Annotated in this window: 11 protein-coding genes; 1 reads left to right on the top strand and 10 read right to left on the bottom strand. The window is 61.3% G+C overall.

What is annotated here, in order from left to right:
* Position 1: 1 nt before the first annotated feature.
* The 7 genes from ACR1XU_RS08430 to ACR1XU_RS08460 are packed head-to-tail and all read right to left on the bottom strand — an operon-like array spanning position 2 to position 6,501.
* Complete coding sequence (locus ACR1XU_RS08430) at positions 2-478, bottom strand: class I SAM-dependent methyltransferase (protein ID WP_480812602.1); 477 nt, start codon at positions 476-478, stop codon at positions 2-4.
* Positions 465-1,250, bottom strand: coding sequence for a polysaccharide deacetylase family protein (locus tag ACR1XU_RS08435; RefSeq protein WP_170678360.1), 786 nt, complete (start codon positions 1,248-1,250; stop codon positions 465-467). The genes ACR1XU_RS08430 and ACR1XU_RS08435 overlap by 14 nt, the downstream gene beginning before the upstream one ends.
* Positions 1,247-2,389, bottom strand: a complete 1,143-nt coding sequence (locus ACR1XU_RS08440) for a glycosyltransferase family protein (RefSeq protein WP_480909051.1) — start codon at positions 2,387-2,389, stop codon at positions 1,247-1,249. The genes ACR1XU_RS08435 and ACR1XU_RS08440 overlap by 4 nt, the downstream gene beginning before the upstream one ends.
* On the bottom strand, positions 2,386-2,970 hold the full coding sequence (locus tag ACR1XU_RS08445) for a histidine phosphatase family protein (RefSeq protein WP_480909052.1): 585 nt from the start codon (positions 2,968-2,970) through the stop codon (positions 2,386-2,388). Before ACR1XU_RS08445 ends, ACR1XU_RS08440 begins: the two co-directional genes overlap by 4 nt.
* Positions 2,967-4,043 carry a glycosyltransferase family 4 protein gene (locus tag ACR1XU_RS08450; RefSeq protein ID WP_480909053.1) on the bottom strand — a complete coding sequence of 359 codons (1,077 nt, stop codon included), beginning with the start codon at positions 4,041-4,043 and terminating at the stop codon, positions 2,967-2,969. The genes ACR1XU_RS08445 and ACR1XU_RS08450 overlap by 4 nt, the downstream gene beginning before the upstream one ends.
* Positions 4,043-5,290, bottom strand: coding sequence for a glycosyltransferase family 4 protein (locus tag ACR1XU_RS08455; RefSeq protein ID WP_480909054.1), 1,248 nt, complete (start codon positions 5,288-5,290; stop codon positions 4,043-4,045). Before ACR1XU_RS08455 ends, ACR1XU_RS08450 begins: the two co-directional genes overlap by 1 nt.
* Positions 5,287-6,501: a glycosyltransferase family protein gene (locus ACR1XU_RS08460; RefSeq protein WP_480909055.1), complete on the bottom strand. Its 1,215-nt coding sequence runs from the start codon at positions 6,499-6,501 to the stop codon at positions 5,287-5,289. The genes ACR1XU_RS08455 and ACR1XU_RS08460 overlap by 4 nt, the downstream gene beginning before the upstream one ends.
* A gap of 372 nt (positions 6,502-6,873) precedes the next feature.
* On the opposite strand from ACR1XU_RS08460, the gene ACR1XU_RS08465 reads away from it, so the two are divergent.
* The gene (locus ACR1XU_RS08465) at positions 6,874-9,255 is read left to right on the top strand and encodes a mechanosensitive ion channel domain-containing protein (protein ID WP_480909056.1); all 2,382 of its coding nucleotides are present in this window, start codon (positions 6,874-6,876) and stop codon (positions 9,253-9,255) included.
* A gap of 189 nt (positions 9,256-9,444) precedes the next feature.
* Here ACR1XU_RS08465 and ACR1XU_RS08470 read toward each other — a convergent pair whose 3' ends face one another.
* Genes ACR1XU_RS08470 through ACR1XU_RS08480 form a run of 3 tightly spaced genes read right to left on the bottom strand, consistent with a single transcriptional unit; the run spans position 9,445 to position 12,976 of the window.
* Entirely contained in the window at positions 9,445-10,800 is a 1,356-nt protein-coding gene (locus ACR1XU_RS08470; protein ID WP_480915599.1) for a CoA transferase, read from the bottom strand.
* Positions 10,797-11,951, bottom strand: coding sequence for an ABC transporter permease (locus ACR1XU_RS08475; RefSeq protein WP_170613499.1), 1,155 nt, complete (start codon positions 11,949-11,951; stop codon positions 10,797-10,799). The genes ACR1XU_RS08470 and ACR1XU_RS08475 overlap by 4 nt, the downstream gene beginning before the upstream one ends.
* Positions 11,948-12,976, bottom strand: a complete 1,029-nt coding sequence (locus ACR1XU_RS08480) for an ABC transporter permease (protein WP_170613497.1) — start codon at positions 12,974-12,976, stop codon at positions 11,948-11,950. The genes ACR1XU_RS08475 and ACR1XU_RS08480 overlap by 4 nt, the downstream gene beginning before the upstream one ends.
* Positions 12,977-12,983: the final 7 nt, after the last annotated feature.

Raw genomic sequence — 12,983 nt, forward strand, 5'->3', positions numbered from 1 at the left:
CTCAGGTCCTGTAGAACAGATAGCGGTCCGGGGCGATGGTCTCGGGTCCGGCAAATTGCTGGAATCCCACCAGGGGCTGGCCGGAGATCAGCAATCCGCCCGGCAGCATGACCCGCGCGATCAGCGGGCTGAGGCGGGCGGCCTCGGCAACATCCTCTTCCTTGATGCCGCGTCCGAAATCATAGTGGGCCATGGCGATGCAGGGGCCGTTTTCTGCCAGCTTTTCCAGCATCGGTTCTGCCTCGCCCTGTAGAAAATCTTCGGCCGGGGGTGTGCTGGAGGGATGGCATTGCAACACGCGATCCATGACCCAGATGCGCCGGTCGGGCAGGATCTCCCGCAAATGGTCATAGGTCCGGCCATTGCCAAGTCCCATATCCAGAATATCCCCAGGTGTTTCGGCGATCCGGGCTGCAGCCCAGTTCAGACCGTCGCGTTGCGCGGTCAGGCGGCGCAGCATGGAATCAAGTCGGCTCATCGGGTACTCCGTGGGTGTTTCGAATGTGGGGCGCGGCCCAGATCTCCGTGGGTCCGTCCTGCAATCTGGCCAGCAGGGTTTCGGTAAATCGCCAGATGCCTGGATCGTGCACCAGGTGATGGGTCAGCACGCCAAACGGTTCGGCATTGTCCGCGCGACCTTCGCGCCGGTCGCGCAGCAAACCTGCGGTTCGGGTGATCAGTATGTCCGGATCAACAAGTCCCCGTGTCCCACGCCAGTCGATCGGGTCCAGATGGGTGTTCACCTGTTCCAGCCCAGGCGCGGCCAGCCTTGACGCACGCGGCGTTGCCGTTGACAGAATGCGATAGCCGAGATCGGGCAAAACCTGCGCCACTTCGGGCGCGATGCGGTTCCACGGCGGAACGAAAACGGGCCTGAGCCGGTCGCCGAACAGTTTGTGCAGAGTCGAAATTCCAGCCCCCGCGTCCTGCGCAATTTGCGCCATTGGACGGTGCAGGCGGAATTCAGCTTTTTTCTCGGTGGCCGGAGCGTGGTTTTGATGGGACCACCCGTGCACCACCGGGACCAATTCGGAATGCTGCGCGACATAATCGACCAGGGCTTGGTCTGCGTCGCGGGGGATTACGGCAAGATGTACGGGCAGGCCGATGCGGCAAGACAGAGCCGACAGGGTTTCAAGCTGCGGCGTCACGGTTACCGCATCGTCGTCCCGCCACCAAAGCGGCAGGGTCAACTCTGCATCCGACCAGAGTTTCAGTTCGTGTGTCAGAGGGTTCCAGTTTGCGGTCATCGGCACCGCTCCAGCAGCGTTTTCGTGATCTCGACCGCTTCCCGCGCCCCGTCGAACCCCTGTGTTGGAACCTCCCGTGCACCGTCTGACAAGACTGTGCCGACAGCCTTGGCCAGAGCAGTGCCGCTTAACCGGGCGCTGGGCAGCACCCCGATGCCCGGAAGATCCGCAAGGCTTTGAGCGCGCAAACCCTGTTCGACCTCATTGCCGTCGTCAAAGGGTATGAAAACCGCCGGCGTTCCGCTTTGCAGAATATCCAGCGCAGTGTTGTAACCGCACATGCTGACCGAAGCGGCGGCAATTGGAAGCATTTCACGAAAATCCGGCCGGACCGGTTCCAGCGTGATGTTGGTGCCTTCGGCCTGTTTCGACAGATCGGCGATGCGCGCGCTTGCGTCCCGTCCGCCGACCAGCAGGCGCCAGCGCCTGTCTGGCATCTTTCGGGCGGCCTCGATGGCCGCGCGAAAGATCGGCTGGCCCACCGATCCGCCACCGGCGCTGACGATGACCTCGTCCCGACCAACGCCGTCCGTGTGCGGTTGTGGTGCCGGTGGGGCAACAAAACCGGTGTAGTGCAACCGCTCGGACAGCTCAGCCGTGACAGGCCAACTGACATCCAGTTTCGTGAATTTTGGGTCCGAGTGGACAAGGATGCCGTCATAGTACCGCATCACCATCGCAAGTGCGCGATGAGCTTTCTCTGGTTTGGAGGGCGGCGCAAGGATGTCGCGGATCGACCCCAGAATCAGCGGGCGGCGCGGCAGGCCATGCGCTGCTTCAAGGGCAGCCGTGAACTCTCGGGCCAGCGAGCGCCGACCAAACGGAAACAGTTCGGTGATCAGCACATCCGGCTGAAAACGCTGAACGGCCTGCGTCAGCGCGACGATCCGGGCTGACAGATATGTGTCGTCCGCAACAGAGCCTGTTTCGGTCAGAAGTCGCGCGAAGTCCGTTCCATCCGACCGCAGGGGCGGCAGCCCAAAAAGCGTCAGCCCCGCACTGTTCAGTTGCGGTGCGGGCATCCCGCCAGATACGACCAACACCTCAGCCCCGTCCCCCGCATAGGCGCGCCCAAGTGTCAGGGCACGGCTGAGATGACCAGTGCCCAACAGGTGCGTGACTACGATCAGAACCTTCATGAATTGCCCTTCGGGCGCAGCAGGCGAACCGGTTCGGGATCAGGGTGCATGTTTTTCATGTCGACGATATACAGCCGGTTGCGCTTGATTTTGAAGGGTGCGGGGCCGTTAAAGTCCCACGCCCAGGCCTGCGCCAGAATGACCCGCATGATACCGATATGGCAGACGGCGATTGTGTCCCTTTGCAGGCCAGACAGCCAGGGGGCCAGACGGGCCCGGACGTCGGACGGGCTTTCTCCGTTGGGGGGGCGGAAATCCCACCCCCAGTCCTCGATATGACGGTAACCGCTGCTGGCATCTGCGATCAGGTCAACGCCACGCTTACCCTCCCAGGCGCCCCAATTCATCTCGATCAGGGCGTCTGACGTCTTTGGCGCGCGTCCAGACACCAGTCGCGCCGTTTCGCTTGCACGCATCAACGGGCTGGACCACAGCTCGGCCGTGTCCCACGGGGAAGGGAGTGCGGAACCGGAAAGCTCGGCGTGCGCGTCGTCATCCAGTGCAATATCGCTGCGCCCCTGAATGCGCCCCGCACGATTCCAATGCGTGTGGCCATGGCGAAGAAGGGCGAGCCGGGTCATGCAGGCGCCCCCGATAACGGGCGGGCGTGTTGCCAGAAGCGCCTGGTGGCTTCGGGCATCAGGTTGCGCGCTGCCACATGCGCGCGCGCGTTTTCTCCAAGCGTGCGGCGCAGGACCGGGTCTTTCAGCAACAGCTGCATCCGGTCGGCGAGGCCTTGGGCGCCCGCTTCGACAGTCGGGTGGTCCGAGGGGGCCAGAACATCGCGCACTCCGGGTCTGTCCTGCGCAACAACCGGAAGGCCACAGGCCTGAGCCTCAAGATAGATCATGCCATAGGCTTCGTTCACGCCGGGCCAGACAAGAAAGGACGACTTTAGGTAGGCAGCTTGGACCCCGGTCCGGTCCAGCAGACCCAGAATACGCACCTTCCCGTCAAACCGGGCCATCAAGGCTTCAACATCGGGCCGGGCGGGCCCATCGCCAACGATATTCAAGGCCCATTCCCCGTTTAACCGCGCCAGTGCGTCGGCAAGAACCCGGTACGAGGCCAGCTTGTCGCCATGCCGCATCATGCCTACCGCCAGCATGGGGCCGTTGCATTCCGAAACGGGGGGCAGATCTGTAATGGGCAGAAACGGCGGCAGCTCGGCCAGGATTTGATCGCCAAATCGGTCCCGCTCCAGCGTGATCAGGTCGTTGGCGGTGTGATAGTAGATCACCCGCGCCGCATCGCAGGCCCGGTGCGCAGCGCTGGCAAAATCGGCCCAAGGGCCGTTCAGCCGGCTGGAGGCGCGAGTGCTTTCCAATTGCACATACGGAATACCCCGGGCCTTGCAGACCCGTGGGCCCAGCAGATCGGGGGCCTTGTAATAATTATGATAGGTCACCCACAGAGCCGTTTCGGCTGGCATCGTGTCCAGAACGCGTTCCACTTCGACCCGTGCCGCGGTATGCAACGCCTGCTGGGTTACGGTATCTCCGGTCTTGTCATAGATGCGGAGCGTGGAAATGAGGTCGACCTTGTCCCCCTGCGCGCCGATCGCCTTCATCAGATTGCGCGCCATTTCGCGGTCGCCCGAGGGAACCGGGCTGTCCGGAGATTTCATCGGAGCATAAAAGGCAACCCGTGCCATCAGGCAGGTTCCAGACACAAGGCGTTCAGGCGGGCGGACAGCCGGGCAATGCCGGGATCCATTTGGAATTCTGTGATCAGGCGGTTGTATGCCGCCGCAGCCATTCTGGCCGCATCTTCCGGATCGGCGGCAACACCGGACATTGCGGATGCCAGCGCTGCGGGATCATCGTCCGCCAGAATACCGTGCACGCCGGTCTCGATGAACTCGGGAATGGCGGAAACCGGGGTGGACAGGATTGGTAACTGCTGAGAGGCCGCTTCCATCAACACGTTGGGCAAACCATCACGGTCGCCGTCCACCGCAATCCGGCTGGGCAGTACAAACAGGTCGGCACGCCGCATCGCCTCGATCACTTCGGGCTGATCGCAGGCACCTTTCCAGGTGATCCGGTCCGCCAAACCCGCAGCAACGGCCCGTTCCTGCAGCTTTTTGTTCAATGAACCGCCCCCGATATGGGTCCAGTGCCAATCCAGCCCATCCGGTAACAGGGCGAATGCGTCGATCAGTCGGTCAAACCCTTTTTTTTCGACCAACCGGCCGACGGACAGCATGTGAAACGGGTCGTTTGCGGCCCGGATCATTCGGTCAGGAGGGGACGGGAAGCGCGACAGATCCAGCCCGTGATAGATCAGTTCGATTCGTGCGGGATCATCAGAAAGCCCACGCAGGTGTTTTGCGCCAATGGCGGTGCAAGTGGCCCCGAAGGTGGCACCAAACGTGTCGGCCCGCAGTTTTTCCCGCTTTTCCCATTCAGGTGAGGTCCAGATGTCTTTGGCGTGGGCGGAAAAGCTCCACGGCAATCCCCGCATGATCGCGGCATATCGCGCGACTGAGGAAGGCGTGTGCATGAAATGCGCATAAAGCGCCAGCGTTTGCTCCGGCAGTTCGGCGGCCAGAACGCAGGCCTGCCCGAAGCGCCGGATGCGATTGTGACTAGGGTCGCGGCGAAGATCATCGCGCCAGACCCGGTAAGCCTGCTTGTAGCCAGGCAAAGCCCGCGCCACATGACGGGCAGCCCAGACACGGCCGGGTTCTTCGTACAAGTACTCGGGCAGGTAATGGACACGACCCTGAAATCGGTCGTGCAGAGGGTGGCGTTTGACATCCGTTGGGTGGCGCAGGGACCAAATCTCAAAGCGGTGGCCAGCCTCTTGCAGGGCCACCAGTTCCTGGGCGATGAACGTCTCGGACAGGCGCGGCCAACCTTTGACCAGCACCGCCAGTTTCGGCAGGTCTGCGGTCATCCGGTGGCCCGTTCCCGTTTGCGGCCCAGCAGAACCTCAATGCGATCGGTCACGTAATCCAGACCGCCCAACAATCCGCCCCGGATGGCTTCTGACGGCAGCGGCTGGTGCGGAATATTGCGAATGGCCTGGATCATTGCCTCGGTTGTCAACCCTTCCCGGCGTTCGTCCAGCATGCGGATCAGGCCCAGGTTTTCGGCCCGGGAAGCCCGGATCCACTGTTCCAGGCGCGGTGTCGTGCGCGGTACGATGACCGCGCGTTTGTCAAAGGACAGAACCTCGCAAAAGGTGTTGTAACCACCCATGCAGACAACTCCGGTGGCGCCGGCAAACAGGGTTTCAATCTGCGATTCAAATCCTACCGCGGTAACACGCCCATCGAGCGCGGCAACGCGCGTTTCGAACTCTTCCCGCAATTCGCCCGACAGGAACGGTCCGTAGACCAGCACCGCCCTTGGCGACAGGTCGGGGTCGCTTTCGTAAGCGGACAGCACCAGATTGACGAGCGCCTTGCCGTCACCGCCGCCGCCGGGCGTGATCAGCACGTAAGGCTGTTTGGGTGGGTCGCCAACGGGGCCAAGATCGCGCCGAAGATAACCTGTCCAGTGAATACGGGACTGCGCCGCCGGGCTGAGCGGCAGCCCCTTGGTCGGATCGTAGACCGAGCGCAAGCCGTACACCCAGATTTCGTCGTAGAACCGCTCGGTCGCGGCCACTGCGTCCTTTCTGGCCCACTCGGCGGCCAGAACTTCGGGCTCGTCCAGAACATCCCGCAGACCCAAGACAAGCCGTGTCCGGCGCGAACGTTCAAGGGATTCCAGTGTGCGCAGCAACTCGCCCCGAAACCCTGTCGGCTCTTTGTCCACGACAAAGACGTCGGGATCGTATTGCTCGACCGCGGTCTGAATCAGACGGGCGCGCAGCTCCGTGACTTCTTCGATGCCCATGCCAATGGTCTGCGAGGCATATGAACCGTCGGCCCGCTTGGTGACGCCGGGCAGGCGCACATGGTCGACGCGGCGTGGAAACGTAAACCGCCCCGCCACGGGCGAGCCCGTCAGGATCAGCGCGGAGGCCGTCGGATCTGCCTGGGTGATTGCGGCGGCCAAAGCACGGGAACGGCGCAAATGTCCCAACCCGAACGTATCGTGGCTGTAAAACAAAATGCGCGGCGCGCGGCCGGATATCTCACTATGTCGTTCTAGGCTCATGCCTTCGCCCGTTTTTTGTCATTTCGGTGCAGTATCCGCGCAAATGCACCCGTATCTTATTGTTTCAGTCTCTGCCCGCCAAACGAGCGCTGCCCGACCTGCAAATGCGCCATGCATTGCGATTTGGCAACATCAATTCCAGAGCAGAACAGGCGCGTGGCACCGGATTGTCCCGCCCAAACCGGTCTGACGGTGTTCACTTGTTACAGGATTGGTCATATTCAGTTTTTGTCAGGTTGAAAACAGCCTTGTCCAAAACTGTGCGCCAGGAACACGGCTGGACACTTTATCGAGATGGGAAGGTTGGATAATTTGAACACCTGTAAACGCTTGAGTATTCTGTGCGGCAACATGCGAACTGGACCTAAACCCATGCACTTCAAACTGTTTGCCGCGCTGGTTTTCACTTTCTGGGCAGTGCTTGCTGCCGGAACGGGGGCCGTCGCTCAGACATCTTTGATTCCGGGATACCCGACTGCTGGCGACACCAGTGCCGAGACGAGCGCCGACGGAGACATAGCCGCAGCCATCCGCGCCGCGACCGAAGCTGGCGCAAGCGTGATCGTGATCGACAGCGCCGGGCAGGTCGCAACTGCCGGAACCACCGGAGCCGCCGGTGCGGCTGCGGGCGACGAGAACGACCCGATGGGTGAAGGCTCGCAACTGATGAAGGCGCAGGAGAGGTTCAGGACTTTCCGGGAGTCGGTTCAGTCGCGGCTGGAGGCGTTGCCCTATTCGATCTTCGAAGTGCAGTACATTCTGCGCCAGACCAGCCCGGACGGGCGGATCATGACCTATGTCGAGGTTCTGGCCTGGAATGTCCTGTTCCTGCTGCTGGGACGGTGGCTGTCCATCGAGATCTACGGCAAGCGTATCGCGCGACGTATCGTGGTGGCGCGATCCAAGGACAACCCCCAGGGGTACCGTGAGAAGATGCCGTTCCTGGTGTTCCGTTTCCTGATGGGGATCGGGGCCACCGTGTTTGCCATGTTGCTGGCGCTGATCGTGGGGTATCTGTTTCTTGGCGAGGCCGAGGACATCTCGATCCAGTTCACGGTCACAGCCATCTTCACGGCGTTCTTCCTGTCGCGGACAGTGTCGGATCTGTGGCGGATGGTCCTGTCGCCCTACCTGAGCCAATACCGACTGCCACCCTTTTCCGACAGGGACGCAAAGCGGTTGTACATCTGGGCTTCGGCCATCGCGACCTATGACATTTCGGTCGTTCTGTTTTCCACCTGGGTTGCCGATTTCGGGCTGAACTACAACGTCTACGCGATGGTCTACGGAAGTCTGACGATGCTGGGCGCTGTCGCCAATGTCTTCATGATCCTGTTCAATGCCCGTGCGATCTCGAACGCCATTCGCGGCGGACGCGCGCCGGATCAGGTGTCGTGGATATTGCGGTTCATCTCGTTCGCCTGGGCTCCTGTGCTGATCGTGTATCTGGTGTTCAGCTGGCTGAAACTGGCCGTGGATCTGTTGCTGGAAAACCAGAACTCCATACCGATTGTCGCCAGCAGCTATCTCATTTTCATGTCCGTCGTGATTGCTTACGGCGCCATGAACTATCTGTTGGAGCGGTATTTCGACCGTAACCGTCAGATCGAGGAAATGAACGCCCGCGCGGAAGAGGCCGAAACCGAAGAGGGGCAAGGCGCAGCGGAAACACCTGAAGCTGAGCAGAGAAAGCACACCATCCTGACCTACGAGGATCTGGCCCGGCGCGTTGCGGGCATTCTGGCCTTTGTGGTTGGTGCCTACGCACTGGTGGTGATCTGGAACCCGGACGCCAACTGGAGCGAGGATCTTCCGATCGAGCGGGTTCTCGATGTGATGGTAATCATCTTCATGGGCTATATCCTGTTCCATTTCTTCCGCATCTGGATCGATTCCAAAATCGCCGAAGAAGAGGTCGATGTCGGCGAAGCGGAACTGGGCGATGAAGGCGGCGAAGCGGGGCAAAGCCGTCTGGCCACCCTGCTGCCGCTGTTCCGCGGTGCGATCCTTGCAGTTGTCGTCGTGACCATAATTCTGATTGTGCTGATGGAGCTGGGCATCAACGTCAGTCCGCTGTTCGCGGGTGCCGGTGTTGTTGGTCTGGCCGTCGGGTTCGGCTCGCAAACGCTGGTGCGGGACATCTTCTCGGGCGCGTTTTTCCTGATGGATGATGCCTTCCGTAAAGGCGAATATATCGATATCGGCGACGTGAAGGGGACAGTTGAGAAAATCTCGGTCCGGTCCTTCCAGCTGCGCCACCATCTTGGGGCGCTCAACACCATTCCGTTTGGCGAGATCAAGGTGCTGACCAACTACTCGCGCGACTGGGTGATCATGAAGCTGCCGCTGCGTGTGACCTATGACACCGATGTCGAGCAAGTGCGCAAGCTGATCAAGAAGCTGGGCCAGCAGTTGCTGAGCGATCCGGTGATCGGCGAGAACTTCATTCAGCCATTGAAATCGCAAGGCGTGATCGAGATGCAGGATTCGGCGATGATCATCCGGGTCAAGTTCATGACCAAGCCGGGTGACCAGTGGTTGGTGCGCAAAAAGGTCTATCAGGAAATTCGCGAGCTGTTCGCGCGCGAGGGCATTCGTTTCGCCCACCGCGAGGTCACCGTGCGTCTGGCCGATGACAAGAATGCCGAGGACCTGACGCCCAAGCAGCGCGAGGCCGTAACAGGCGCAGTGCAGGCGGCGATTGATGAAGACTATCTTGACGATATTGGCCCGGGCGGCGGCGATGACAGATAGCGCATCCTCCCGCCCCTTTGACCGGCGTCTCTGACGAGACGCCAGCAAAGAGTTGGGCTGGGCCGCGCGTCCCGCGCGGCGGTGGCTCTTTGGATGAGTGGGATAAACTGACACGCCTTTGAGCCACGGCGGGCCGAGAACGTGCAGAGCGGTTGGGGTTTTTGCGAGCGAGGGTCTGTCGGAAAAGCGTCAGGCAGACAGACCAGCCCACTGCGGCGGGGAGGTGCCAAGCCTTGATGCGGGCAGCGGCCAGTGCATCCTGGCAGTCCCGACGCTCAGCGCGGATTTCAGGCGGTGGCCAGGCCCCCAACCCGAAACCTCGGTAGCCTGGGCATAGTCCTGCGGGGTGGCACCCTGCATCTCGACCTCGGGGTCGGATTTGCTGAGTGCCACCAGCAACTCTGCGGTGCGTGCAAGTGACAGTTTGGCGTGCATCACCGGGTTCCCCCGCGCGGCCTGCGCAAGCGCCGACAGGATTGATGCGGCCATCAGGTAACCGGTGGCGTGATCCAGCGCCTGCACGGGCAGGGGGGTAGGCTTGTCCGCCTGCGCCCAGATGCGCCCGGCATCGGCGATCCCGGCGCTCATCTGGACAAGGCTGTCAAACCCGCGTCGGGTCGACCAGGGGCCTTGCCACCCATAGGCGTCCAGTGTCACCTCAACCCGGTTCGGGGCCAGTTCATCCCGTTTGGTTTTGGTCAATCCAAGCGCGTCCAGTGCGCCGGGACGATAGCCGTGAACAAAGACGTCCGCTTCGGCCAGTAGGTCATGCAACTTTTGACCCCCGGCAGGAGATTTCAAGTTCAGATAGGTGCATCGTTTGCCCAGCGAGATGTCGGGAATGACCCCGGGCTCGTCCCAACCGGGGGGATCGATCCGCAGCACTTCCGCGCCGAATCCGGCGAGGGTTCGGGTGGAAACCGGGCCAGCCAGAACGCGGGTCAGATCAAGGACCCGCAAGCCAGCGAGTGGCCGGTCCGCCGTGGCATTTGGCCGGTCGCGCAGGGTGACGATTCGCGGGTTTTCCCAGGTAATCAGCGGGTCGCGCGACACGGCACGGCCCTGAGGATGTTCAAGCCATTCCACCCGGCTGCGCATGGCCGCCGCAACACCGCCTTCGGCAACAATTGCGCTTTCAAGTTCCGAAATCGCCCACTGCCTGACCGCCTGGGATACGGCTTCCCGATCTGCGGGTGTATCCAGAACCTTGAGGGCCGCGTTGCGATGATGCGGCAGGTTGGTGTGCAACCGGATCCAACCGTCCGATGCCCTGTAGTTGCCGGCAACCGCATCCCACAGTTCCGGCATCTGCCAGCCATCGGGTTTGAACGAAAACCCGAACCAGAGCGATGCCAGGCGGTGATCGACGGTGATTTCCGGTAGCTTCGCGGACAGGTTCAGGGCGGAAGTCAACGAAGCAAGCTCCTGCCCGACGGCGGCAAAGCTGGCCGTGGCCAGCTCTGACACCGCAAACACGCTTGAAAGTGCGCCGTTCCCGGTAGTCCGATAGCTGTCTGCGGCGGGAAGGGACGACAGCAGGCTCATTGCTGATAGGGGTCCAGACTGTCGCGCAGCCCGTCGCCAAGGAAGTTGAAGGCCAGCACCACGACGATAATCGGCAGCATCGGGATGGCGGTCCACGGGTAGATCTCGATCGAGGCGAGGTTCTGCGCATCGTTCAGCATCACGCCCCAACTGACCGCCGGTGCCCGCAGGCCAAGGCCGAGGAAACTGAGCGCCGTTTCCCCGAGGATCATTGCCGGGATCGACAATGTGGCCGAAGCGATCAGATGTGACATGAAGTTCGGCAAAAGGTGCTTGCGGATCACCCGCCCCGAGCTTGCGCCCATCATTTCCGCCGCGCGTACGTATTCCTCTTCGCGCAGGGACAGGAACTTGGCGCGAACGGATCGGGCGAGACCGGGCCAGTCGAGAATGCCGAGAATGATCGAGATGATGAAGAACACCGCCACCGGGCTCCAGTTCGACGGGACCGCAGCGGACAAGGCCAGCCACAGGGGCAGTTCCGGCAGCGAGCGCAGGATTTCGATCACCCGGTTGATGGTCCAGTCGATCCTGCCGCCGAAATATCCCGCCATCGACCCGAACAGGATACCCAGAAAGAACGACACCGAAATACCGATGAGGCCCACGGTCAGCGACAGTTGCGCGCCGTAAAGGATGCGGCTGAACACGTCCCGGCCCAGCCGATCCGAGCCCCAAAGGAACAGCGTGGCGCCCTCGGGGGCGCAGAACAGGTGCCTGTTTGTTTTGATCAGTCCTGCCAGCTTGTATTCGGACCCTTCACAGAAGAACCGGATCGGGCGTGGGTCTTCGGTGTCGGGGACGAATTTCCACTGAAAGGTCTCAAGATCAGCTTCGGCTACAATGGGATAGACGTAAGGCCCGACAAATTCACCTTCGTGGAACCAGTTGACGCTTTGGGGCGGGGCATAGAGGTGTTCGCCATTGCGGTCGTTCGGCCCGTAAGGCGCAATGAAGCCGGCGAAGGGCAGCATCAGATAGCATAGCAGCAGGAAGATACCCGAAATCAGGCCCAGCTTATGGGTCCGGAACTTGCGCCAGACCAGAACCCAGTTCGGCGCGTCCAAATCCGCGCGTTCGAGTTGTTGGATCGAGGCTTCGGGATCGAACGGGGCGTCGTCGACATAGCGGCCGTCAGGAAGTTTGCTCATGCTTCACGGCCCTCGTATCGGATGCGCGGGTCCAGCATGACCAGCAGGATGTCAGAGATCATCGTCCCGATCAGGGTCAGCAGGGCGACGAACATCAGGATGAAGGCCGACAGGAACTGATCCTGTGTCTTAAGCGCCGTCAGCAGGGTCGGGCCAATGGTTTGCAGGCCCAGAACGACCGACACAAGTACCGATCCCGACACCATCGAGGGCAGCAGGTTGCCGATGTCCGCCACAAACGGGTTGAAGGCAACGCGTAACGGGTATTTCGTCAGCATCCGCGACGGGGCCATGCCCTTGGCGATGGCGGTTTCGACATATGGCTTGCCCAACTCGTCCAGCATATTGGCCCGCAAACGCTGCATCATCGCGGATGCCCCGGAGGTGCCGATGACAAAGGTCGGAACAATCAGGTGGACAAGAATGGACTTCAGCTTGTCCCAACTCATCGGCTGGCCTTCGAAGGATGGGTCCATCAGCCCGCCGATGGGCAGGTTGAAATAGCGGTGGCCGTAATAGAACAGGATCAGCGCCAGAAGAAAGTTTGGCGTAGCGAGGCCAAGATAGCCGACAAAGGCCGAGGTGTAGTCGATCCAGGTCCGCGACTTTGCAGCAGCCAAAACACCCAGCGGCAGCGCCACTGCATAGACGAAAAGGATCGCGGCCAGATTGACCACGACCGTCAGCCACAGCGTGTCACCCACGATTTCGGACACGGGGCGGTCGAATTCAAAGGACCAGCCGTAATTGCCCTGCAACAATCCTTCGAACCCGTGGGGACCGGGCCAGAACCCCATCCAGATCAGGTATTGCTCCGGCATCGACCGGTCCAGCGCGTATTCCTTGCGCAGAAACTCGGCCTTGGCCACACCAGCCGACTGGCCCGAGGCCTGCAATTCAGCAATCTGGTTGCTGAGATAGTCGCCCGGCGGCAGGTTGATGATCACGAAGATCAGAACTGACACCACCAGCAGTGTCAGCAGCATCGTGAAAAAGCGGTACACCGCGTAGCGCAGCATGATCATTTAGCTG

The sequence above is a fragment of the Ruegeria sp. D1(2025) genome (genome assembly GCF_056536425.1).

Excerpts from the sequence above, each read along its gene's own strand:
- ACR1XU_RS08470 (WP_480915599.1), bottom strand. The coding sequence starts at position 10,800 with ATGAGCCTGCTGTCGTCCCTTCCCGCCGCAGACAGCTATCGGACTACC.
- ACR1XU_RS08480 (WP_170613497.1), bottom strand. The coding sequence starts at position 12,976 with ATGATCATGCTGCGCTACGCGGTGTACCGCTTTTTCACGATGCTGCTG.
- ACR1XU_RS08465 (WP_480909056.1), top strand. The coding sequence starts at position 6,874 with ATGCACTTCAAACTGTTTGCCGCGCTGGTTTTCACTTTCTGGGCAGTG.
- ACR1XU_RS08435 (WP_170678360.1), bottom strand. The coding sequence starts at position 1,250 with ATGACCGCAAACTGGAACCCTCTGACACACGAACTGAAACTCTGGTCG.
- ACR1XU_RS08450 (WP_480909053.1), bottom strand. The coding sequence starts at position 4,043 with ATGGCACGGGTTGCCTTTTATGCTCCGATGAAATCTCCGGACAGCCCG.
- ACR1XU_RS08455 (WP_480909054.1), bottom strand. The coding sequence starts at position 5,290 with ATGACCGCAGACCTGCCGAAACTGGCGGTGCTGGTCAAAGGTTGGCCG.
- ACR1XU_RS08440 (WP_480909051.1), bottom strand. The coding sequence starts at position 2,389 with ATGAAGGTTCTGATCGTAGTCACGCACCTGTTGGGCACTGGTCATCTC.
- ACR1XU_RS08460 (WP_480909055.1), bottom strand. The coding sequence starts at position 6,501 with ATGAGCCTAGAACGACATAGTGAGATATCCGGCCGCGCGCCGCGCATT.
- ACR1XU_RS08445 (WP_480909052.1), bottom strand. The coding sequence starts at position 2,970 with ATGACCCGGCTCGCCCTTCTTCGCCATGGCCACACGCATTGGAATCGT.
- ACR1XU_RS08475 (WP_170613499.1), bottom strand. The coding sequence starts at position 11,951 with ATGAGCAAACTTCCTGACGGCCGCTATGTCGACGACGCCCCGTTCGAT.
- ACR1XU_RS08430 (WP_480812602.1), bottom strand. The coding sequence starts at position 478 with ATGAGCCGACTTGATTCCATGCTGCGCCGCCTGACCGCGCAACGCGAC.